At 52.7% G+C, this 22,603-nt stretch carries 18 protein-coding genes; 2 read left to right on the top strand and 16 right to left on the bottom strand.

From position 1 onward, the window contains the following. Nucleotides 1-17 precede the first annotated feature (17 nt). From ABNT34_RS19965 to ABNT34_RS19935, 7 genes are all read right to left on the bottom strand, one after another. A complete protein-coding gene (locus ABNT34_RS19965; RefSeq protein ID WP_348734662.1) occupies nt 18-1,577 on the bottom strand; it encodes a tryptophan halogenase family protein in 1,560 nt (519 codons plus the stop codon). Nucleotides 1,578-1,580: 3 nt separating this feature from the next. Further along, nucleotides 1,581-3,098 carry a tryptophan halogenase family protein gene (locus ABNT34_RS19960; protein ID WP_348734661.1) on the bottom strand — a complete coding sequence of 506 codons (1,518 nt, stop codon included), beginning with the start codon at nt 3,096-3,098 and terminating at the stop codon, nt 1,581-1,583. 123 nt (nt 3,099-3,221) lie between these two features. Beyond that, on the bottom strand, nt 3,222-6,143 hold the full coding sequence (locus ABNT34_RS19955; protein WP_348734660.1) for a TonB-dependent receptor: 2,922 nt from the start codon (nt 6,141-6,143) through the stop codon (nt 3,222-3,224). A 471-nt stretch (nt 6,144-6,614) separates the two neighbouring features. Then, the gene (locus tag ABNT34_RS19950; protein ID WP_348734659.1) at nt 6,615-7,382 is read right to left on the bottom strand and encodes a transporter substrate-binding domain-containing protein; all 768 of its coding nucleotides are present in this window, start codon (nt 7,380-7,382) and stop codon (nt 6,615-6,617) included. A 13-nt stretch (nt 7,383-7,395) separates the two neighbouring features. Further along, the gene (locus ABNT34_RS19945; protein WP_348734658.1) at nt 7,396-7,800 is read right to left on the bottom strand and encodes an acyl-CoA thioesterase; all 405 of its coding nucleotides are present in this window, start codon (nt 7,798-7,800) and stop codon (nt 7,396-7,398) included. Nucleotides 7,801-7,817: 17 nt separating this feature from the next. Next, entirely contained in the window at nt 7,818-9,047 is a 1,230-nt protein-coding gene (locus ABNT34_RS19940; protein WP_348734657.1) for an SAM-dependent methyltransferase, read from the bottom strand. Between the two features lie 47 nt (nt 9,048-9,094). Continuing rightward, nucleotides 9,095-10,003, bottom strand: a complete 909-nt coding sequence (locus ABNT34_RS19935) for a hypothetical protein (protein ID WP_348734656.1) — start codon at nt 10,001-10,003, stop codon at nt 9,095-9,097. A 193-nt stretch (nt 10,004-10,196) separates the two neighbouring features. Here ABNT34_RS19935 and ABNT34_RS19930 point away from each other — a divergent pair, with 193 nt between their 5' ends. Beyond that, nucleotides 10,197-10,775 carry a DUF2799 domain-containing protein gene (locus ABNT34_RS19930; RefSeq protein ID WP_348734655.1) on the top strand — a complete coding sequence of 193 codons (579 nt, stop codon included), beginning with the start codon at nt 10,197-10,199 and terminating at the stop codon, nt 10,773-10,775. 5 nt (nt 10,776-10,780) lie between these two features. Here ABNT34_RS19930 and ABNT34_RS19925 read toward each other — a convergent pair whose 3' ends face one another. The 8 genes from ABNT34_RS19925 to ABNT34_RS19890 form a co-directional block, all read right to left on the bottom strand. Next, complete coding sequence (locus ABNT34_RS19925) at nt 10,781-12,754, bottom strand: sulfatase-like hydrolase/transferase (RefSeq protein ID WP_348734654.1); 1,974 nt, start codon at nt 12,752-12,754, stop codon at nt 10,781-10,783. Between the two features lie 90 nt (nt 12,755-12,844). Further along, nucleotides 12,845-14,242: a hypothetical protein gene (locus tag ABNT34_RS19920; protein WP_348734653.1), complete on the bottom strand. Its 1,398-nt coding sequence runs from the start codon at nt 14,240-14,242 to the stop codon at nt 12,845-12,847. 51 nt (nt 14,243-14,293) lie between these two features. After that, nucleotides 14,294-14,908, bottom strand: coding sequence for a DUF2238 domain-containing protein (locus ABNT34_RS19915; protein ID WP_348734652.1), 615 nt, complete (start codon nt 14,906-14,908; stop codon nt 14,294-14,296). Between the two features lie 152 nt (nt 14,909-15,060). Beyond that, complete coding sequence (locus ABNT34_RS19910; RefSeq protein WP_348734651.1) at nt 15,061-15,969, bottom strand: pseudouridine synthase; 909 nt, start codon at nt 15,967-15,969, stop codon at nt 15,061-15,063. Between the two features lie 68 nt (nt 15,970-16,037). Further along, a complete protein-coding gene (locus tag ABNT34_RS19905; protein WP_348734650.1) occupies nt 16,038-17,303 on the bottom strand; it encodes an MgtC/SapB family protein in 1,266 nt (421 codons plus the stop codon). A gap of 148 nt (nt 17,304-17,451) precedes the next feature. Then, nucleotides 17,452-19,425: a S9 family peptidase gene (locus tag ABNT34_RS19900; protein WP_348734649.1), complete on the bottom strand. Its 1,974-nt coding sequence runs from the start codon at nt 19,423-19,425 to the stop codon at nt 17,452-17,454. A gap of 241 nt (nt 19,426-19,666) precedes the next feature. After that, the gene (locus tag ABNT34_RS19895) at nt 19,667-19,969 is read right to left on the bottom strand and encodes a hypothetical protein (protein ID WP_348734648.1); all 303 of its coding nucleotides are present in this window, start codon (nt 19,967-19,969) and stop codon (nt 19,667-19,669) included. Nucleotides 19,970-20,045: 76 nt separating this feature from the next. Beyond that, nucleotides 20,046-20,477 (bottom strand): DUF4826 family protein, encoded by a 432-nt coding sequence (locus ABNT34_RS19890; RefSeq protein ID WP_348734647.1) that lies wholly within the window; start codon nt 20,475-20,477, stop codon nt 20,046-20,048. A gap of 209 nt (nt 20,478-20,686) precedes the next feature. Between ABNT34_RS19890 and ABNT34_RS19885 the strand changes: the two genes are divergently transcribed. Further along, entirely contained in the window at nt 20,687-21,730 is a 1,044-nt protein-coding gene (locus ABNT34_RS19885) for an amino acid dehydrogenase (protein ID WP_348734646.1), read from the top strand. Between the two features lie 85 nt (nt 21,731-21,815). On the opposite strand, the gene ABNT34_RS19880 is transcribed toward ABNT34_RS19885, so the two are convergent. After that, nucleotides 21,816-22,526, bottom strand: coding sequence for a hypothetical protein (locus tag ABNT34_RS19880; protein ID WP_348734645.1), 711 nt, complete (start codon nt 22,524-22,526; stop codon nt 21,816-21,818). Nucleotides 22,527-22,603: the final 77 nt, after the last annotated feature.

Raw genomic sequence — 22,603 nt, 5'->3', positions numbered from 1 at the left:
ACCTGCTCCATACACATTTAACCGCGCCACAGCAAATGCTGCGGCTGAAAATTCAGGCTGCAACCTTTAAAAAACGCGGCCAGCTGCAGCTCCGCAAAAGCGTCACTGACACCAGCCGGCTGCGGTTGGCGCAGCGGCGGAAACACGCCATAACCCGCCAGCAAGCAATGCCAGGACGTGGCGCCAAAGTGACTGTCGATTTGCTGGCGAGAGAGCTCGTTCGCCAAATCCCCCTGGCGAAACCAGACATCCAGAATTTGCCGCAGTGACTCAGACAGCTGCATATTTTGTTGATTCGCCCGCCAATAATGGCTGTCGCTGCGGCTACTGAGTTTGTAATGCGCGACGATGTAATCGCGCACAGCCTCAAAGCGCTGATGCACCTGACGGTTAAATTCGGCTTGCCCGTCATGAGAAAAATCGGCAAAAGCATCAATAAACTGTTCAATCGAGCTTTGCACCAGATGTAGCGCAGTAGCTTCCAGCGGCTCAATAAACCCCTGCGACAAGCCCAGTGCCAGACAATTTTTCTCCCAGCACCGGCTCACCTGGCCAACTTTCATCTGAAGATGGCGGGCACTCACCTCAGTATCCAGCAGCCCCAGGTGCTGCCGTAACTCCAGCTCAGCGCCGTCTTTGGAAATAAAGGCCGAACTGTAGACATATCCATTGCCAGTGCGATGCTGTAGCGGAATTTGCCAGGCCCAGCCATTTGATAACGCGGTAGCGCGGGTTTCCAGCGGCGGGATGGCAAAAGCGTCACTGGGCAGCACCACAGCGGCATCGTTAAACAGGTTGCTGGCAAAAGACTCAAACGGCACCTGCAACGTCTGCTGCAATAAACTGGAACGAAAGCCGGTGCAATCGACAAAAAAATCAGCGCTGATGGCCTGAGTAACTTTGGCCCCGCCGTCCGCGGTTTCACCGGTCAGGCTGCCAATGCGGCCATCTGGTAACTGATTAACTTGCGTCACTGTCATCGCCTGGTACCTGACGCCAAGCGCCAGCGCTTTTTGCTTTAAAAACTGGCCCAACAAAGCCGAATCAAAGTGATAGCCATATTCGATACGAAACGGAAAATTCGCACTGGGTAGCGGCGCCAGTTTGTCTGCCGCGAGATAAGCGTTTAACAGGAATTTCTCCGGCGCAGTTTCGACCGCAAGCCCCAGCCGGCGCTTAAAACAATTGCTGTAAAACGCCGTTTCGCTGTGCAGGTCCGGCTGCGAGATAAACGGATGGCTGTAATCAGCCCCAAGCCCCATCGCTTGAGCAGTCGGGCTCCAGTTCACAAAACGGATATTGGTCTTGTATGTGGCCTGACAGGCCGGCATCCATTCGCTGTCGGCAATGCCCAGCTTGTGGAAAAAACGCTTCAGCGACGGCGTCGAGCCTTCACCGACGCCAATAATGCCGATGTCCGGCGCTTCCTGCAGTGTGATTGTTACCGCACGCTGATTCGCTGCGGCAGGCTTTAACCATTTGTCGGCAAACAATAACGCCGCCATCCAGCCGGCGGTGCCGCCACCGAGAATGACAAAATGAAACGGCTGCGCTGTTGATACTTGAGCGGCATTCATCACTCAGGCCTTGCTATAGCGGCTTAAAAATTCATCATGCGACAACATCTGCGCCAGCGGCTGTTGTTTGGCGTCCTGCACTTTGGCCAGCGTCGCCAACAGCTCGTTGCTGGTGGGCACTTTGGCGGCCGGATGATAATCCTGTGGCACAATGCCCTGTCCGAGCATCACCTGGATCCAGCTGGCATCGCGAAAAATATCGTTGTGGTCATTAAATACCTGCGCCGACTGACGAAACAGCGCCATTTTGTCGCGAAGCCGCTCTGGCACATCCATGTTGCGCATATCGCGCCAAAATTTAGAATCATCGCGTTCATTGGCGTGGTAATGCAGGATGATAAAATCGCGAATAGTTTCAAATTCCTGTTTCGAATCAGCGTTGTAATAATCGACGACAGCATCTGTGATGCCTTGATTCGGGAACAGTTTGAGCAGGCGCACAATACCAGACTGAATCAGGTGAATACTGGTTGATTCCAGCGGTTCGAGGAAACCACTGGAGAGGCCTATCGCCACCACGTTTTTTGCCCACTGCGTGCTGGTGCGGCCGGTTTCAAAACTGATTTTGCGTGGTTCGGCCAGTGCTTTGCTGTCAAGATTGGCCATTAAGGTGCTGCAGGCTTCATCGTCGCTTAAATAATCCGAGCTGTAGACGATGCCGTTGCCGTTGCGATGCGTCAGCGGAATACGCCATTGCCAACCGGCTTTGTGGGCGATACTGCGGGTGTATGGCAGCGTTTTGGCAAAACGCTCACTCGGCACCGCCAAAGCGCTGTTGGCTGGCAGGTATTTAGACCAGGATTCATAAGCCACACCCAAAGTTTTACGAATAAGCAATGCGCCTAAACCGGTGCAGTCGACAAATAAATCGCCGTGAATTTTGCGGCCATCTTTTAACTGCAGCGCTTCAATATGGCCGGAAATGCCATGTTGCTGCACTGTTTCAATCATGCCTTCAGTGCGTTTGACGCCGGCGTTTTCAGCAATTTTGCGTAAAAACTGGCCATATAACGCCGAATCAAAATGATAGGCGTATGGCATTTCATAGACCGGATTCGGCGTTTTGATGATGTTAAATTTGCCGGCTTCGCAGCACAGATAATTTAAATCGTAGTCCCACAAGGATTGCTGCAACCCGGCTTGCTTCGCGCGTAACCAATAATGCTGGAAGTTACAAAAGCCAAGGCTCGCACCGGGCGCACCAAAGGTGTGGTAATAGCTCTCGCCGGGTTTACGCCAGTTTTCAAATTTAATTGCCAGCTTCATCGTGGCATGGGTGTCACGCAAAAAGGCTTTTTCATCCAGGCCCAGATACTGATTAAAAATCTGAATAGGCGGAATAGTCGCTTCGCCGACGCCGACAATGCCAATATCGTCCGACTCCACCAGTTCAATCTCAACGCTGTCTGCCAGCACTTTTTTCAGCAGTGCCGCCGTCATCCAGCCGGCAGTGCCACCGCCGGCGATCACGACTTTACGAATTGGTTTACCGGCAACAACGGACTCAGATGACTGATGCATAACAACTCCCTTGCAAAAAAAGGTATTGGTCTGGGTTCTAAGCTAAAGCCTACACCAATACCCTAAAAAAAGGCCTCAATACCAAGAACTTATTGAGGCCTTTACACCGGGTCGGTTTACTTCTTAATAAAACGCGTAGTTCACGTTCAGCATGTAAGTCGGGCCAAACTGCCGGCGTGTGGTGACGATGCCGTCGTCGTTGACGGTTTCTTCATCCACGTCGGTCAGGTTGGTGCCTTGCAAGGACACCCGCAATCCATGTAATGAAGTGAAGCTGCTCTCAGAGAAGTCGTAACTGATTTGCGCGTCGACCAGCGTCACGCCGTTACGGCTGGCAGTAGAGATTTTGTTCGAACCGCCACGCTCATAAGTCAGGAAGTCAGAACGGTCCGTGCCGGCAACCCGCACCTCAAAGCCGTTTCTCTCGTAATAAGCCGTTAACGAGAACACTTTGTCGGACTGGCCAGGAATACGGCTGCCGTCATTGAGTTTGGCGTCAATCAAAGTGCCGGATGTCGCGACACCAAAGCCTTCCAGTACATCGGAGAACTTGCTGAACGGCACGTTGGCAGTCACTTCAACGCCATGCACACGACCAGTCAGACCATCTTCAAAGTACGAGAAATAACCGTAGTTCGGTGGTGTCACCTTAGCGCCGGCGGCGTAGAAGATATCTGCCGGACCATAAGTACCAGCCTGGTCAATGATGCGGTCATGGAAGCCAGGGATAAAATAGTTGGCGCCACTGTTGGTTTCATCATTGGTGAAATTAATCAGCTTGTTACCGTCACGGGTCCAGTTGACTAAGTCTTTGTAGAAGGCCGTGACCGACAGGTAACCTTCTTCTTCGAAGTAGCTTTCAAAAGCTAAGTCGAAGTTATTGGCTTCCAGCGGTTTTAACAGCGGGTTACCGGCAAATTTCGACCAGGGTGAACCATAGGTTTCCACCGCGGCAGTGGTATTTGGAATAGCAATCAGGTCGATGTTTTGGTCAAACTTGACAAAGCCGGACGCTTTCATCTGGTCGATACGGGCGCGGCTGATGGTTTTGTTGGCAGCAAAACGCACAAAATTATTGTCCGACACTTCCATGCTCAGGTTCAGGCTTGGCAGCACGTGGCTGTAGCTGTCGCCTTGCTCAGTAATACAGTCGGCATCCACTTGTTTGTCGTTATTGTCATCACAAACGGCAAAATTCGCGCCGACAATGCCAATAAAGCCGCTTGAAGACTGGTCGGTTTTGACATATTGCATGCCGAAATTACCGGTCACCGGGAAATCCGCCAACTGGGTTTCAAAATCAGTTTTGAAATACAAGGTGGTGACTTCTTCGTTGACATCATAAGTATCACCCAGACGGTCCGGCTCTAACAAACCCGCGTCATTCAGTTTGTAAGTCCCGTCGTTGTATGGCGCGAAACCATCATAGGCCACCACCTGACCAAGGCCTGCCCAGGTTAAATCCGCCAGACCGCCATACAAATACTGGCTTGGAATAGCGGTTGAAAACGGATAAGACGTCGCTGTGGCAAAGAAGCCTTTGTTATCTTTATCTTTAAAGCGGTCAGAGTAATTCACACCAACCGTCAGTTTGTTAAAGATGCTGTATTCGATATTGCCTACCGCTTCTAAGCGGTAAGTTTTCAGCTCTTCGCTGAAATCGGCATAGTTCAGGAAACCGTCCTGCGCGTTAAAGTAGCTGTACGGGTCGCCATTGGCCTGTTTCACATTCGTCACAAACTGGCTGGCGAGGTTGGCCATGCCACCACCCCACACCTGCGGGCCGGTCAGTTGTAAGGCTTTTGGATCGGAAAACGCACCAAGGCCAGTCAGTTTAGTGAAAAACACACCGTCCGGGCTCATAGTAAATTCACGTGAACCTAACTGCGATGAGTTCAGCGCGCCAGAACGGGCCAAACCGGCATAGGATTCACCGCGTAAATCGCGTTTACTCGATTCGCTGCTGGCAACGTCTAATTCAACCTGCCAGTTATCGTTCAGCTGATATTCGACGTTCAGACCAAAGGTCTGCAAATCACCGTCTTTTTTCAGTGGGTCGGTGCGCAGCACCGGGTTGGCGCCGACCTGGGTGCCGGTGGTGCTGGTGCCGCTGCCGCTGACATTCGCTGACGAGAACGGCTCGATAAAACCACGTAACACACCGGAATCGGAATAATCGATATCCAGCACGTCAAACACGATGTTCAGTTTGTCGTTTGGCTGATATTGCAGCACGGTAGAAATAGTGTCGCGCTCCAGTTTGGTGCTGATGGACGCGATATCCAAACCGGTTGGCAACACCTGACCAGCTGAGTTGGCGCTGTAACCCCAGACACCGTATTTACGCTGGTTATTCGGTGATTCAGTCGAAGCCAGCGCAACCGCTAAGCCTAAAGTGTCATCGGCGAATTTCTCAACAAAAGACAGCGCATAACGTTTGCCTTTGTTATCAAATTCCGGGTTGTCAGAATCGCGGCTGTTGGATTCATAGTTACCGTTGACGGTCAGGGTTTCTTTCGCCTGCAGCGGACGTACAGTGCGTAAATCGACAGTACCGCCAATACCCTGCACCATCAGCGTCGCATCTGTGGTTTTGTAGATGGTCGCGCCGGTCATGATTTCTGATGGGTACAGGTCGTATTCAACGCCGCGGTTGTCACCAATACCAATCAGTTCCCGGCCATTTAATGAGGTACCGGTGAAATCTTCTTTAAAACCACGCACCGAAATGCCCGAGGTACGGCCACCAACGCGCTCACCGGCAAGGCCTGGCAAACGGGATAAGGACTCTGCGATGGAAGAGTCCGGTAACTTACCGATGTCCTCGGCGGAGATGGCTTCGACAATGGATGAGTTATCCATTTTTTCCGCCTGAGAACGAATTAACGAGCCGCGGATGCCGCGTACGGCGATCACTTCGACTTCTTCACCGGATTTCGCTGCAGCGCCGGCGGCTTGTTGCTCTGCCGCTGTTGCAGGCACCGACCAGATGGCGGACGAGACTGCGAGTGACAGTAACGCGGGTTTAAATAATTGTGTTCTCATTTGGTTATCCCTTGTCGATTGGTGTTGCTTATTTGTGTGTTGTCTTGCCTGGTTCTGGGTTCCGTCTGGTTCCGGCGGACTGGTTAAGGCTAGTTCGTCGTCAGATCTTTGTCGTAGATCCAGAAACATTTTTTGCCTGTCTGCAGCGCGGTTCAAACGGCGTAATTCACTAAACTTAATCGTTTAAGATTCTCTATCAAAAAAACAACATACTCGGCAGCACCGGATGTTGTTCTGACAGATGAAAAAAATGCATCCCTCTTAACTTAATCGTTTTAGATGATCTAAATTCCGCCGTCAAGAGCTGTGCGTAAAATAATCAGTTAATGGATTGAACTTTTTGCGGCCGGCCTGCTGTGGTTATGGATTTGAGCACTGCTCGGATCACTTTATCGCTGACAAGATACCGCCGCCTGTTGGCAAACCGGCCTGTTTGTCGCGCCGGCAGTGCCCGGCGTGAGGACCGCCGCGTTAGTGCCGGGCTTCGGCAGCGTCCGTAGCATCGAATTGCAGGTCAGCCACAGTCTGTAGCTGATAACGCACTCTGAGGCGGTTGATTTCTTTTGGATACTGCAATAAAAATTGGTCAAAACGGCGCAGCAATTCACCATGCTCGCGGCTCGACAGGTGAAACCCAACACTGGCGAGCGGCAGCTGTCTGCCGATCACTGCGCCTTGCGGCTGACCGAGTTTTTGTAATAAATGTCTGGCGACATGCCACTCAACATCGGCGGCATCAACCCGCTGTTTCAGCAGCATTTGAATGGCTGCGGTGGCATCACCGGTTTCTACCAGTTCAAAGTGATAGTCTTTTTGTACGGCCAACAAATGATCCGGCGTAAAACCACGTGGTACTGCGATAGCGCGCACTGCGGCCAACTCCAGCTGAGCGTCGCCACGGCGTACCAAGGTCGCACCGATAATGCCGGTCAACGGCTGACTGAAAAACAGTGGCTGCGCTTCACCTTTGGCACTGTGCCACTGCGGGTTATCCGGATACACCAGCTGGCAGTCCGGATTGTCCTGCAATCGTTTGACCGGCAAAGGTAACAGCGTGATTTGCAAGCCGGTTTTTGCACTGAATAATGCAAACAAGTCAGCGGCATAACCGCGGCCCGGCTGAGTACTGAAATCATAATGCGGATAATAATCGATATTCTGCACACAGATGCGCAGCGACGCCGCATGCAGGGGCAGCACACAGCTACAGCTTAAAAGTAGCGCGATCAGCACACGCATCGGTCTGCCCCGGTTAAACAGCCGCAGCGGCCAAGGCACTGATAAATTCCGGCACAAAAGGTTTACCTTGCGCATTCAGCGCAGTCCCGGTGATTAATGCATCCAGCATCAGCTTATCGTCTGACCGGCGCCGGACCTGCTGACGAAAGCCAAAACGCAATTTTGATACCGGTTGATACTGCACAGTGACAAAAAACTGGTCACCACTTTGTAAGGAGGCCTTGTAGTCCATCTCCGAGCGTACCACCACCAGATGGATTTTTTCCCGCGTCAATTTGGCAAAATCAAGACCGCAGGCCAGCAGATATTCGTGCCGCGCATGCTCCAGATAATGAAAATACACGGCGTTATTGACGATACCCTGCATATCACACTCGTAATCACGCACTTTAAAATCAACAGAAAACAACTCAGTCATGTTTTTTCCTTTTGCCTCTATGCGGATGCCGACTCAGCAGCTGACACTACCGGAATTTCGGTCAGTAACGCTTCCAGACAATGCTGCCTGATGCCATAAAACTGCTTCAGCGCGCTGACCTGCGCCAGTAACGCTTGTTGGCGCGCCGCCACCATAGGGCCTGAACGTTTCACCGCCAGGATCATTTTGTTTTTGCTGGTATGTTCCAGCGCAATAAATTCAAATACTTGCGTATCGTAGCCGTACGCGTCCAGCAGCAAAGCGCGAATGCCATCAGTCAGCATCTCCGCTTCCTGCCCCAGATGAATGCCATGTTGCAGCAATGGCGATAACACCGCCGGACTTTGCACTTGTGGTCTGAGTTCTTTATGGCAACACGGAGAGCACATAATCACACTGGCACCGGCGCGGATCCCCATGTGGATGGCATGGTCAGTCGCAGTATCACAGGCATGTAAAGCAATCATCACATCCAGGCCGGTGCTTTGGTAATGCTGCACATCACCTTGCTCAAAGCGGATGCCCGGCTGATTTAACCGCGCCGCCGTGGTATTGCACAAGTCGACCAGACTCTGGCGTAATTCAACGCCAATCACTGTCGCCGGCAACGCCAGTTGCTGCAGATAATGCGCAACGGCAAAAGTCAGATAAGCTTTGCCGGAACCAAAATCAGCGATGGTCAAATTGCTGCGCTCCAGCAGGCCAGCCTCTTTCAGCGCCCTGGCAAAAATCTCAATGAATTTATTGATTTGCTTCCATTTTTTCTGCATGGTCGGCGCAATCTGACCATCGCTGCCGGCAATACCAAGCTCGCGTAAAAATGGCGCCTGACTATCGATAAAACGCTGTTTTTCGCGGTTATGGCTTTGCACCGGCGCCACAGCAGCCGTGGCGGTTTTGCGGGTATTGAGCAGTACTTTGCCTTTTTTTGATACCGTCAGCTGAGTTTCGCTGCCGTTACATTCCAGCAACGCAGCTTTGAAATCAGCCGTCAGCCATTGTGTTAACAACGGCGTCAGTTCTTCAGCACTGAAATTTTTAGTTTGATCAAAGGTTTTGTTTTCAAATAACACACTAAGCTGGGTGCCGGTTTTCAGTAAAATTGGCCGGATTTGGATGCGGTTCAATTCGCTCTGGTTGCCTTCATAACGTGACAACACCAGGCGGAGTAACTGGTTTTGGTTAAAGGCGTCGAGAAATTGCCGGATAAAACCGGCCAGGGATGCGGATAATTCGGGTTGGCTCATCAATCAGTCCGACTAGAAATTCTGGCGCGCAGTATATCAGAGCCTGCCTAATCCGGCTGCCGTCCGGTTGCAACAGTGTCGCCCACCGGAATTTTCAGCCAGTATTCCTGCTGCTGCAGCGGCGTGTCGGCCGGTAACAACGGGTTGTCCAAATGAAACACCACGGATTTACTGAACTGACTCAGCGGAAACACCTGTTGTGCTATTGGGTGCGCCTGCAAAAATGCCAGTAACTCGCCGCTGCGCGCTAACTTATCCAGCCCCCGGAACAGCCGCTCAGCCAATACCTTATTGTTTTTGTTCACAAAATAATACATAGCAAATGGGTAATGCAATAAAACGCTGGTGTTGTATTCCAGATCCGGATAGGCCGCGGCAAAGGCCTTTTGCTCAACCGGGCCTTCAAAAATACTACGCGGAAAATAATCGCAACGTTCGCGTCTTAACAACTCCAGCATCTGGTCATGGCGCTCAGCGGTCATGACTTTAAGCCCTGCCGCCCGCATGATGTCGCTATCCGGCCAGAGTTCACCCTGACAAGCGGTCAGGCGTTTTAATTCACTGAGCAGACGGATTTGGCGGAACGCTTGCCGGTCAGTCTTGCGGATAATAAAACCACGCCAACCCAGGCCGCCACCTAACAGCGGCACCCGTATTGGCAGCAAGTCCCGCTCCAGTTCCGGCGAAGTGCCAAAATGATGTACATCGATAAAATTCTGCTTCATCAGCAGATAACGATAGTCACCCAACACCGGCGGTTGCAGCAATTCAATCCGGGCGGCGCCATAGTCGGCTTTGGTCCGGTTCAGCACCAGCTGCAGCAGGTCCTGATAATAACCGACACTGGCTTCCCCCGGCGATTGCAGCCCCAAAATACGGATTGGCTGCGGTTGCTCTGCCAGTGCCGCAAAGCACCAGGTGCTGCAGCACAAGAATAATCCGGTCAACAGCCGCATCAGCTTTCCCCGCTTTGCCATTGGTTTAGTTCACTATAGTGGACTTGGCTGCATCGCAGCAAGCTGTCTGAACAGTGCTGGCGCCGCCGCCTTTACAAAGCAATAACCGGCGATTAGCATGCAGCAGCATGGCGGTGGTCAGCACTGCAGAAATAATTCAAAAAGGATCTCTATGCTTCGCCGGATTTTGATGATGACGGTACTCGCCCAATTGGCAGCCTGTTCCAGTATCAGTAAAGATGAATGTTTACAGGGCGACTGGTATAGCCTGGGTGTCAATGACGGCAAAGCCGGCGAGCTCAGCAGTAAATTCCGCGATTATCAAAAAGACTGCGCCGAACACGGCGTACTGCCGGATTTTAAGACTTATCAGCAGGGCCATAGCCAGGGGCTGGTGTTTTTCTGTGATTTCCCGCACGGCGAAGCCTGGGGCCGCGCCGGTAAAGATTACAACACCGCCTGTACCGGCAAGCTTGAGCCAGCGTTCAGGCAAGGTTTTCAGCAAGGTCAACGCTGGTATAAAGCGAAAAAAGTGGTGGATGATATTGCTGCGGCGATCGCCGATTTACAAAACCGCAATCTGAATCTGCGCGAAGACATTTATGCCATTAATCAACGCATTGCCGTAGAACAAAATGCTTCTACCCGTGCAGCACTGCTCAATCAGGCGGACCGGCTGCGTTATCAGATGGAAGGTTACAATCAGGAAATTGGCCGGCTGCAGATCCGCCTGGCGCAGGCCGAGGCCAATTTTGCCCCGCTGAACCGCTAAACCGCTCAGCGACGCTGTAACTGCTGCTGGTACAGCTCTGACTGCTGATACCGCAGCATGCCCCAGCTCTGCACCAGCTGCAGCGCCCGGGCTTGATCAATGACAGATAATTCAGCAAGGTCGGCCCATGCGGCAGCATCGCCGGCCCGGAAATGCCGTTGCCGGAAGTCATACAACATTCGCCCGCGGCTGTCGATACGGGCTATTTGCTGTGGTGCGCGCACCAGGCCAACGACTTGTAACACCGCAGTGGGGGACGGTGGTAATGGCAGACCCAACGCAGTTGCCAGCAACAGCGGCGCCACATCGGCATGCCCAAGCACCGGTGGATAATCGATATCGCGATTGCTGACCATCAGCACCTTGGTTTGCGTGTCATTAAGCTGATGGCCATGGCCGAGAAAACCATCATCAAACAAAGATTCGCCATGGTCAGAGGTAAACAGCTGAGTACTGTGTTTGGTGAGCTGATAACTGCCTAAAAGCTGTTGCAGCTGTCCCACCAGCCAATCCGCGTTGGCAACAGCATTGTAATAACTGAGCTGCAACAAAGCTTTATTTGCCGGCTGCATTTGTTGGCGGCTAATTGACTGCTGGGTCAGCAGCGGCAGCATTTCTTTGTGATGATAGGGATAATGCGCTGCCTGAATGTTCAGATAAAAAAACTGCGGCAATGACCAGTCGACCTGAGCAAAACGTTGTTGCAATTGGCGCAGCAAACGCTGCTCGCTCAGTCGCAAAGAGCCGGCGTTCAGCGACGGGTCCAACCGGTCGGCCAGCGCGGAGTCAGCATCAAAATAATAATGGCCCGGTCGTTTTAAGCGGGCGCTGCTTAACACGTCGCCAAAGCGTTCCGCCTGCGCTGACAATACATTAAGCTGATATCCGCGCGCCTGCAGCGCATCCAGCAGATTCTGTTGTGGCGGGTGGTAACTCAGGCTGCGGTTAAACAGCGCTTTGAGTGAACTGGTGGTAAAGCCGGTGTGGCTGTAAGCATTTTCACTGTAACTACCCTGCCCGGCCAATGCCGCCAGATGTGGCATCACCGCCTTGCCGTCTTGCTTTGCAAACAAGGCATCAGCGCGCACACTTTCCAATACCACCAGGAAAATATGCTGCCCGGCGCGGATCGGTAACATCCTGAGTGCATCGGGCCCGGCAGCCGGCAACGACGGCAGATCACCAGCGATGCCATCTTCATCAATCCCATTGCCCGGAATATCCATCGCGCCCGGATACAGGGCTGCATCAAATGGCGCGGTGTCCGCCAGAGCCCCCAATGCGCCATAACCATCAAGATCAAGGTCAGTCAGCCGATTTAACAGCCCGGATAACAACTGCTGCGACAGCTTTTTCTCCAGACCAAACCGATATGGCTGCTCTGTTGCCAGCAGTTGCCATTGCAGCGGGAACAACACCAGGATCAACAGGGCACTGTAACGCCACCATTGAGCGCCATCGGCGACCGGAGCGCGATAACGCCGGAACGCAAGATGCACACAATACAGCAGCATCAAGCCGACCAGCAGCCCAACCAGCACCGGTAACAAGTGCAGGCTCAGCTCGGTCAGCACCATACTGACCGCCGCCAGCACACTGCCACCACCCAAATTCGCCAGCACCTGCCAGTCCAGATTGTCACCAAAATACTGGTACAACTCACCGCCAACCCAACCATGACCAAGCTGGAACAGCACCACAATCAACGCAAACCACAAATGACTGCGGCTGCTGGTTTGCATACGGCACAGCAGGTTATACAACATAAAGGCACAGACTACTGCGGTCAGGTCAGCCAGCCAGCCGGCCAGCAGATACCACGCCCGGTCAGAAAAAAGCAGGAATGTATGAGGCTGTAAAAATCCACCACCGGTAAACAATTTATACTTGTGTTGAAACACCACAGCATCAAGCACTGAGCAAAACAGACTCAGCACAATCACTAGCAGCAGGGAACGGCGATCAGGACGAGGCAACAACGGCACTACCTTGTGTCAGCAAAATTCAGGACCAGCTAAAGTCTGGCAGTATGCCCTGCCGGCGGTCTTGCTGCAATGCGCTTAGCAGGCTCAGGTGAAGTGGTAAATAATCTCCAGTTGCTCAATCTCAGCCTGCTCCTCGTCGGAGCTGAATTCAATCAAAATGTCATAATCGTCGCGATAAAGCTGAAAGCGGTCGCCAACATCCTGCATATCAGGAAATGCCAGACGCAGACCTGCCTTCGTCACCGGAATTTGCAGGGCCTTTAGCAGGGCCGGAATCTGATTTGGCTGATCGGACTTACGCATCACCGGTGGGGTCAGCTTGATCCGACGGATCTCGTCTTTGACCAGCATCACATGCAATTGGCCGGTTGGCAGCCACCAACCCTGATTGCGCCGCTGTACCAACTGGTGCAGCCGCAAATGGGCCGGAAACAGGTTGGCAGCAGGTTGTTGCTGCAGATTGCGCACACTGACAGTCTCAGCAAACGCCAACACATCTTGCCAGGCCTGTTGCTGCAGAACTATGCGGGCTGGCAAAGCGGCGGCACTGCTGTAGTGAAAGCCGGTTAAGATGGTTGTTGTCTGATGCACAGACTGCGGATTAAATTCTTCAAACTGTAGCTTGAGCTGCTGGCCCGGCTGCTGTTTACGCCAAACCAATGGTGTTACTTTGTGCCAGGAGCCTAATTTCAAAGCTGCTTGTACCATGTCAGTTTTATAAGCGACTTTACCTTCAACCAACCAGGGTTTGTCATCAAACTCAGGATGGAATTCCAGCAAGTTCCGACCGACGCCACTCAGGACTTCGCTGTCGGTGAACACCGCTTTGACCAGCGGGTCCAGATAGACCCACAACCTGCGGCCATAACCTAACAAGCGGGCACCATCCTGTAAGGTGAAATCAGCAGATGGCGAGCCCCAAAGCGCATAAACCTGTTCGGCGCTCATCTTCAGTTTCACACCAAAAACACCTTCCTGTAATGACAGATGATGATTCGGCGGCACTATGACCCGGTACTCGGCTGCATCCTGCCGTTTTATCACTTCGGTCAAAGCAGTCCTGATTTGCGTGCTGCCTAAATCGACTTTGACCTGTCGGGCTCCGCTGGTGTCCGCACTTTTTTCAGACAACGCATCATTGCCTTCGCAAAACCGGAACAACTCCAATTGAACTGACACTTCCGTATAGTTGCCAGGCAGTTTATGCTCACTTTGCTTTATTTTTTGCACCAGCACGGCATCAAAACGCCGCGCTGTGGCGTTTTCCCGAATTTGCTGCAGATAACGGGCAACTTCAGGCACATCCCGTAACACGACAAAACGCCATAAATTGTGGTTGCGGACTTTCAGCACTGTTTTCACCGGCACCACATCAGTCTGCTTACACTCTGGCAAAAAATCGACCAGCGGTGCCAGTGTTTCAGCATGCAGCGGGGTCAGCTGCCAGGCCAACAAAACAATGCAAAACAGTGGCAACTTCATCAGGAATCCTTTCACACAAACAAAAAACATTCGGTTAACATATAGGTAATTTTATGTTACTGCAAGCTGAGCCAGTTGCCGGTCATGCCAGCGACTCAATAACAACAGGGCCAGAATAGCCCCTAACAGCGCAAATCCCATATCCGCCTGCGTATCCCAGGCATAACCCTGAGTCCCGAGAAACTCATCTGCGCCCTGCCCGAGTAGCACAGCTGCTGCCCATTCGATCAGCTCATAGGTTGCACTGATCGCCAGCACAATACACAACAGCAAAAAGTTCAGCATGCGCTGACCCCAGATATAAGCCCCACGCAGCAGGATTTCCCGCGCTACCAGTACCGGAGCAAAGCCCTGCATCAAATGGCCGATTTTGTCATACGGATTGCGCTCAAGCGCGAACCAGTCCATCAGCCAGAATCCAAGCGGCACCCGGGCATAGCTATAAGCGCCGCCAAGAATTAACACCAAAGCATGTAACAAAATCAGAGCATACAACAAGGGGGTCAACGGATAGGATTTGCGGGTCCACCACAGCAGCGGCCAGGCCAGCAACACCGGGAAGATTTCCAATAACCAGGTGGTCCGGTCAAAAGGTGCAACTGCGGACCACAGCAACAACAGCAGCAGCGCCCCGGACCCGGTATAAAATTGTTGGTTTAAAAGCATGGTTCACCAATATCAGCAGTTACTGAACCAATGTAAGCAGTTACCAGGCAGAGGTAAAGCCTGCTTTCAGGTAAACCGCGTTAAATAATGGATAAATAATGGATAAATATTAAGTTTTTTAATGATGCAAAGCTAAATAGCCACGGCGTCCTTTAACACGCAGGTTCCTGCCAGCTGCAAAGTTGCCGTGATGAGCAAAAATGCTGCGGCTGACCACTGACCGGATCAACAAATCGTAACTGCTGCGCCAGCAACTGCAAAGGCCCGGCCAGCGACCGGTTTTTGGCCAGCAGCACGGGGTAATAAGGGTCAAACAAAATCGGGCAACCTATCGCCTGCATGTGCAACCGGAGCTGATGGGTTTTGCCGGTATGGGGCGTCAGGGCAAATAAACCCAGCTGCTGTTGCCGCGCCACCAGACGCAGTGTCGAATGTGCATTCGCTTCCCCCTCGACCTGTTGCATCAAAAACCTGGGCTGACTTTTTTCCAGCCGGTTTTGCACGGTGAATTCCTGCGGTAAAGCTGCCTGCAGCAGGTGCTGCGGTAAACGGGCGACCGCCTGATAGGTCTTTTCAATTCGCCCTTGTGCAAACAGCTGATAATAAGCCGGACGGCTGTGGGGATTGAGCGAAAACAGCACCAGCCCTGCGGTGTCGCGGTCCAGCCGGTGGACCGGCGCGATATCTTCAAGCCCGGTGTCACGCCGCAAGCGCTCGAGCAGGCATTCATTAACAAATTCACCACCCGGAATGACCGGTAAGCCATGCGGTTTGCAGGCAAGCAAGATATGCTCATCCTGATAAATGATCTGATGGGCGGCGGCGACCACCGGCTCTGCAGCCACCTCGCGGTAATAACATAAACGCCGGCTTGGCAGAAAAGGCGTTTGCATGCTGACGATTTCACCGCTATGCCAATGTACTTTCCCCTGCTCAAGGCGCTCGGCCCAGATCGCTGGCGTTATGCGTGGAAACTGGTCACAGAGAAACTGGTACAGGTTGTCCCAGCCCTGATTGACTGGCGGTAAAGTAATTTCGGAAGGCCGCGCCGCTTTAGACATCACTACTCCTGACAACAACTGCAGGCTTTGCCGCAGTGCTCGTGGGCGCGCATCTTAACAAATTAAGGCTACAGCGCCCACAGCAACAATGTAGCGCTTAAAATCACCAGAGCGCAGGCGCCAAATAGACGCCGGCGCAGGCCGGCGCTGCCAGCCACAGTGACCAGCGCCGTTTTCACTAATGTATTACTGATCACGGCAATCACCAGCGCCGTCGCCGCTAATGGTTCCCGGCCAGCCTGCTGTGCGTATTGCGCCATCGACAGCGTGATCGCATCCACATCTGTGGTGCCGGCAATGGCAGCAACCAGATACAGCCCTTCGGCCGGCGCAAAATGTTCGGTCAGTTTGACGACCAGCAACACCAGCGCGAACATCAGACCAAACTGACTGGCGGCCCATAAACTAAAAGGATTGCTGATGCTGGTCGCCGAATTGGCCTGCAGCTGCGGCGCCCGCCGGTAAAAATACGCTGCCGTTGCCAGCGTGACCAGCGCCATTGCGCTGACGGCCGGCCACAACGGCGCCAGTAACGGCAGGCAAACAATACCGACCATCAACAGCACCCGTAACGACATCACCGACCACGCCAGCAGAATGCCACAGGCCAGCGCATCGTCCTGATTGTCATCGCCCTGTAATTGCCTACTCAGGCGGGCAAAGCTCAGACTGACTGCGGTAGACGACACCAGGCCACCGGCTAAGCCGGCCACAGCGGTACCACGCGCCGGCCCCAGTAGCCGGGTCGCCACATAACCGACTAGTGACAACACCGAGATCAGGATCACCAACAACCAGATTTTATAGGGGTTAAAGGCTTGCCAGGGATCCAGTGCATGATCAGGCAGCAGCGGCAGCACGACAAAACTCGCGATCAATAATTTCAGGCCGGCAAATAAATCATCGTTGCCAATTTTGGCAACCAGGCCGTGCAGTGGTTGTTTAAACGCCAGAATGGCTGAGGTCATGATCGCAATCGCGACAGCGATGCCGGCATGGCCATGCATCACAGCACCGCCCAATAAAAACACCAATACTGCGCTAAGTTCGGTGGTCAGCCCCGGCGCCTGCAACTCTTCACGGTGTTTGAGATGGTAGGCAACCACGACTAACGCCGCCACTACCGTCAGCACCGCCAGTTCCAGCCATGGCTGCTGTAACTGCTCACTCAACCAGGCGCCAACAGCGCCGAGCAACGCTAATAACATAAAGGTGCGTACGCCACCAAAACTACTCAGGTTATTCACTTTATGTTTTTCGCGCTCAATGCCGACCAAAGCACCAATGGCCAGCGCATATGCGAAGTTCTGTAACAAGGTCAGTTCGGTTTGCATATCGGCCTGTGTTTATCCAAAGCATTCTGAATTGATTTCAGCACTATTCTGTCGCTAAGGCCATGAGCTGGCGCAATATTTTTGCTGATGTAGCTTGCTGTTGCTGACAAAAAAAGGCGCCGCAGCGCCTTTTCAGTACCAGCAGATCTTATTGCTTTTTATGCAATTCGAACCAGGCCAGCGTATGTTCGATTTTGGCGATCATCCGGCTCGGCCGGCCGGCGATGCCATGCGGCGCGCCTGGTACGCGCACCAACGCAGTCGGCACATGCTGCAATTGCAGCGCCTGATACAGCTGCTCAGACTCACTGATTGGCGTACGGCGGTCGGCTTCACCGGTCATGATCAGCGTCGGTGTTTTGATTTTACCGGCATTGGCAATCGGCGAACGTTGCCAGTAATGCTGCAGGTTGTCCCAGGGCACACCAGGGAACTGATGATAGGTCTGGTACAAATAACTATCCCCGGTCAACACTTTACTGACCCAGTTGATAATAGGTTTGATCACTGCTGCCGCTCGGTATCTGTCAGTCAGACCAATGGCATAAGCGGTGGCGATGCCGCCGGCCGAGCCCCCGGCGATATAGACGTTGTCGGCATCAACAAAACCTTTGGCAATCATCGCGTTCACGCCGGCATCATGGTCAGCATAATCTTCCGGTGAGCTGTATTTGTTGTGCAACAGCAGCGCAAAGCGCTCACCATAACCGGTACTGCCGCGATGATTGTCGTAAAACACTACATAACCTTCACGGGCAAACCGCTGCATTTCAGCGCTGAAATGCGGGCCATAAGCCAGATGCGGCCCACCATGAATTTCCAACATCATCGGGTATTTTTTATTCGGGTCAAAGTCTGGTGGCGTGATATACCAGCCCTGAATCGGCTCGCCATCAAACGAGGATTTGTAATTGATTTCATGCACCTCCCCGAGCTTTTTGTGGCCGAGCAGGTCTTCGTTAAGCGCCGTCAGCTGCCGCACTTTGCCATCCTGCCACAAAGCCACATCGGCCGGACGCGACGCATCACCTTTGGTAAACACCAGTTTTTCGGCACTTTGCTGATATTCACCGCTTAAATATGGCTGTGGCAGACCGGTACCGGACAGCTGGTCCGTCAGTACTTTCAGCTCACCGTCCAAATCCAGCAGCGCAACTTTGCGCAGGCCTTTTTCATCATATTGCACCGTCAGTTCGTCATTGGACCACCAGTCTGGCGCGTTCAGGTCCAGATCCAGTGCGGCACCGATATCGCGGCTTTTACCCGAACCGACATCCAGCACTTTGAGTTTGCCGTTAGCGAAAGGTAATTTGGCATTGCTGCCCCACAAATAAGCCAGTTTTTTGCCATCCGGCGAAAACACCGGACTGGTTTCCTGGCCCGGCACTGAGGTCAGCTGTTTCAGCGCGCCGGATTGCAGGTCCAGCTGATACAAATCGCTGTCACGCGGCTGATATTCCCAGTCAGGCGCTAAGTTCGCGGAGAACACCAGCGCTTTGCCATCCGGGCTGAAGGTCAAATCTTCGCCATAGCTGCGATCGCCGCTGGTGAGCTGCCGGGCTGTGCCGCCATCGCTGCTGAGTAAAAACAAATGCCGGTATTCAGATTTCAGGAAACCCTGCCCGTCGGCTTGATACTGCGCCCGGTCAATGACAATCACCGGCTCAGACCAGTTGGCGTCTTTGGGCTTTTTCGGCATTTTAACCAACGTGGTCAGTTTTGAAGGCGCTGCCGGCAGATTCATCGTGAAAGCAAGCTGTTTGCCATCCGGTGACCAGGTCAGATTGGACGGGCTTTTCTCCAGCGCACTGAGCTGAGTGTTTTGCCCGGTTTTAACCCAATGCAGGTGGATTTGCGCTTTGCCGCTTTGGTCAGAGATAAACGCCAGCCGGCTGCCATCGGGCGCCCAACGCGGCTGACTGTAATTAAATTTGTCGGCATACAGCGGCGTATGCTGGCCGCTTGCCACGTCGATTTGCCACAGTGCGGTGCGCGCACGGTCGGTCATAATGTCATTGCTGTTGCGTACATAAACGATAGTACGGCCATCGGGCGATAACTGCGGATCGCTGGCCCATTCCAGCGCAAAAATATCAGCCGATTCAAAGTACGACGGATTCACCAAAGGCGCAGCCTGGGTTGGTACTGCGGCGCCTGCAGCTGTGCATACAGCAGTCAAGCCTGTGCACAATAACCAGACACCGGCCTTGTTGAATTTGTTGGATTTGGTAGTCAACACGAATAAACCTCTTGGTTGCAATGGCGGACCTTTCAGAGGTTCACACTAAAAGAGCGCAGCGCACCTGACAAGCGGATTGTCGGCAATGCCGGTCCAACGGCAAATTTTGCCGGTTAAAGCGCACTTAGATTTTATCCTGCAGCGGCCGGCAGCGTTCGACGTACCGCAGAAACATCAGTATTGGCAGCAACAGCAGGCCCAGCACCAAAGCCACGAGCAAACAAAACAAAGTGAAACTAAACCAGCCTTGCGCCGGAGTCACACCAAGGCCAAAGACCACAGCTAAGGTCAGCAGCTGATGCACCGGTACTGACAGCCAGAGCGGATAACAATGTCGGGAGGCCAAACTGCGGCTCAGTAGGTACCAATACAAAGTGCCACCACCTAATAAGGTGCAGCCAAGTAAAAAACCGAATAAAAGATCCACAGCACCTCCGTGCCGTCAGCCGTTTCAGCCATCGCAAAAACAAACCCCGGTGTGATACCGGGGCTTCGTTGCGCGTTTAAGCCGTCTGTTGATTCCAGAAGTCGTCGGCTTCAAACAGTTGATACAGCTGTTCAGCTCTGTTGATGAGCAATTTGACGTAATCCGCACCGGTCTGATCTTTAACGCCAGCTTCCATCAGCTGTTGCGCCTGCATTTGCCAGCGGAACGAAAAGGCACGCAGGGCATCACGGGCGTTGGCGGCGCCGCTAAAAGCCATCACATCTGTCGGCAGATCACCGGTAATAGCCCAATAGCTTTTCCGATCGATACCGTTGATTTTCCAGATGGCGACAAAAGGTGGCAAATAACGCGAATCCTGCACAGCGACAGTATCCATCACCACGCCCTGTTCCGCTAAGAATAAATTGGCTTTCTGAAACTGGGCGCGGACCCATTCACTGGTTTGCTGCTCGGTCATTGGCGCGGCAGCTTGTTGTTGCTTGTCCATACTACTTACCTGCAAAAAATCTGAAACCGCACTTTATGTCAGCAATGCTGATTACGCAACCTTCAACAAAAATTGTCGACAATCCACTGGCATGACCAGATGAATTAATTTGGATTTGATAGCACAAGCCTTGCCGAAATGATAAATTCCGCCGCGAAAAAACCGGCCCTACCCCAGCACAAAGCTGGCATAAATCGGAGCATAAGAAAGTGGCAGTATTTAACCACCCTGAGTTTGACAACCATGAACAAGTCGTATTTTGCAGTGATCCTACAACGGGCCTCAAAGCAATTATCGCCGTCCACAGCACTGCATTAGGACCCGCCTGTGGCGGTTGCCGGATGTGGGATTATGTGTCAGATGACGAAGCCCTGGTCGATGTGTTGCGGTTATCCCGCGGCATGACCTATAAAAATGCCATGGCGGGCTTAGCGCTTGGCGGCGGCAAAGCGGTCATTATCGGCAATGCCAAAACCATCAAATCTGAAGCGCTGTTCCGTAAATTCGGTCAATATGTGCACTCGCTGAGCGGCCGCTATATCAGCGCTGAAGATGTCAATATCACCACAGCGGATATTTCCATCGTCAACCGGGAAACGCCTTATGTCGCCGGTCTGGAAGGCAAAAGTGGTAACCCGGGGCCATTCACCGCACTGGGCACTTACCGCGGCATCAAAGCTGCCATTAAACATAAATTTGGCAGCGACGACCTCAAAGGCCGTACCGTTGCAGTGCAAGGCCTCGGTAGTGTCGGTTTTTATCTGTGTGAACACCTGCACAAAGAAGGCGTGAAGCTGATTGTCACCGACATCAATCAGGCCGCAGTGGACCGTGCCGTCAGCCAGTTTGGCGCGACCGCTGTGGGTCTGGATGCCATTTATGACGTTGAATGTGACGTTTATGCCCCGTGCGCCCTCGGTGCGACTATCAACGACAACACGTTGCCACGCCTGAAATGCGCCATTGTCGCCGGTTGTGCCAACAATCAGCTCAAAGAAGCCCGGCATGGTGAGTTACTGCGGCAAAAAGGCATTTTGTATGCGCCGGACTATGTCATCAACGCTGGCGGTATTATCAACGTGTCAATGGAGATCCGGCCTGAGGGCTACGACGAAGCGCAGTCCACTAAACAAGTGCTGGCGATTTACGACACGCTGCTGACCATTTTCAGTCGTGCCGAACAAAGTGGCCAGCCAACCAATCTGGTAGCCGACCAAATGGCGCAGGAAATTATTGCCCGCGGCAATAAATAAGCCTCAGCGCTGTTTTTCGCAAAAAAATCCACCGCAATGCGGTGGATTTTTTTCTGCCTTTGTACCGGGTTTACTTTCCACCGCTTCATTTCGACCAGTCAGTAAAGCCCTTCGTCAGCCGGTAGACATAAAAGCTGGACATCTCGGCGCTGAGTTTGGCGAACAGATCAAAATTCGACAGATTGACAGTCAGAAAACAGACGGCGCCACAATTCACCGGGCGGAACGTTGAGCTGGGTGCGGCATAGACTTTGGCGTTAAAACCATATTGCAACGCCAACTGATGCACGCGATAAGCATGATAGTCACTGGTGACAAACCACAACGGCACTTGATGGTCCAGCCGGCTGTTCAGCGTATAAAACTCATGATAAGTGGTTGCTCCGCCGTGGAAACAATCTAAGCGGGTTTCGCGGTTAAGCAACGGGCGCAGATAATCCAAATACGGCTGGCAGTACAAAGTCGTGATATGAATCAGCGGTGAGTCATGGGTGGTCTGATTCACCAGTGCCGCCAGTTGCGTCAGCCGGGCTTTGGCGCAATCCGGAATGTTATTTTCATCGCCACCACAACCAGGCAACACAAAGTTGCCGCTAAAATCGGCTGGAAAAGCCGTTGACGCCACTTCAGCGTTGTACCAATGCCGCACCTGATTCGCCACCCAGCCATTGCCGAACAGATAAAACCAGCCCAGCAACAACCACAACCCCCATTTCCGGTAACGCACAGCCGCAATCAGCAGGCCCCAGAAAAATACATTATGCGGGTATAAAAAAGGTTCGATCAGGTCTTTCACCAGCCACTCCGTCTGCTCATTTACCGGCGTTAGTATGAAGTTGCCCCGTTGCAGAAACAAGCAGGATTTACGCAGAA

It is taken from the genome of Rheinheimera texasensis, assembly GCF_964031785.1.
Lineage (GTDB): Bacteria > Pseudomonadota > Gammaproteobacteria > Enterobacterales > Alteromonadaceae > Pararheinheimera > Pararheinheimera texasensis_A.
This window is presented reverse-complemented; position numbering and strand designations above follow the sequence as displayed.

What these genes read in the sequence shown, in the direction of transcription:
- ABNT34_RS19965 (WP_348734662.1), bottom strand. Translation starts at nt 1,577, where the DNA reads ATGAATGCCGCTCAAGTATCAACAGCGCAGCCGTTTCATTTTGTCATT.
- ABNT34_RS19960 (WP_348734661.1), bottom strand. Translation starts at nt 3,098, where the DNA reads ATGCATCAGTCATCTGAGTCCGTTGTTGCCGGTAAACCAATTCGTAAA.
- ABNT34_RS19955 (WP_348734660.1), bottom strand. Translation starts at nt 6,143, where the DNA reads ATGAGAACACAATTATTTAAACCCGCGTTACTGTCACTCGCAGTCTCG.
- ABNT34_RS19950 (WP_348734659.1), bottom strand. Translation starts at nt 7,382, where the DNA reads ATGCGTGTGCTGATCGCGCTACTTTTAAGCTGTAGCTGTGTGCTGCCC.
- ABNT34_RS19945 (WP_348734658.1), bottom strand. Translation starts at nt 7,800, where the DNA reads ATGACTGAGTTGTTTTCTGTTGATTTTAAAGTGCGTGATTACGAGTGT.
- ABNT34_RS19940 (WP_348734657.1), bottom strand. Translation starts at nt 9,047, where the DNA reads ATGAGCCAACCCGAATTATCCGCATCCCTGGCCGGTTTTATCCGGCAA.
- ABNT34_RS19935 (WP_348734656.1), bottom strand. Translation starts at nt 10,003, where the DNA reads ATGCGGCTGTTGACCGGATTATTCTTGTGCTGCAGCACCTGGTGCTTT.
- ABNT34_RS19930 (WP_348734655.1), top strand. Translation starts at nt 10,197, where the DNA reads ATGACGGTACTCGCCCAATTGGCAGCCTGTTCCAGTATCAGTAAAGAT.
- ABNT34_RS19920 (WP_348734653.1), bottom strand. Translation starts at nt 14,242, where the DNA reads ATGAAGTTGCCACTGTTTTGCATTGTTTTGTTGGCCTGGCAGCTGACC.
- ABNT34_RS19915 (WP_348734652.1), bottom strand. Translation starts at nt 14,908, where the DNA reads ATGCTTTTAAACCAACAATTTTATACCGGGTCCGGGGCGCTGCTGCTG.
- ABNT34_RS19910 (WP_348734651.1), bottom strand. Translation starts at nt 15,969, where the DNA reads ATGTCTAAAGCGGCGCGGCCTTCCGAAATTACTTTACCGCCAGTCAAT.
- ABNT34_RS19905 (WP_348734650.1), bottom strand. Translation starts at nt 17,303, where the DNA reads ATGCAAACCGAACTGACCTTGTTACAGAACTTCGCATATGCGCTGGCC.
- ABNT34_RS19890 (WP_348734647.1), bottom strand. Translation starts at nt 20,477, where the DNA reads ATGGACAAGCAACAACAAGCTGCCGCGCCAATGACCGAGCAGCAAACC.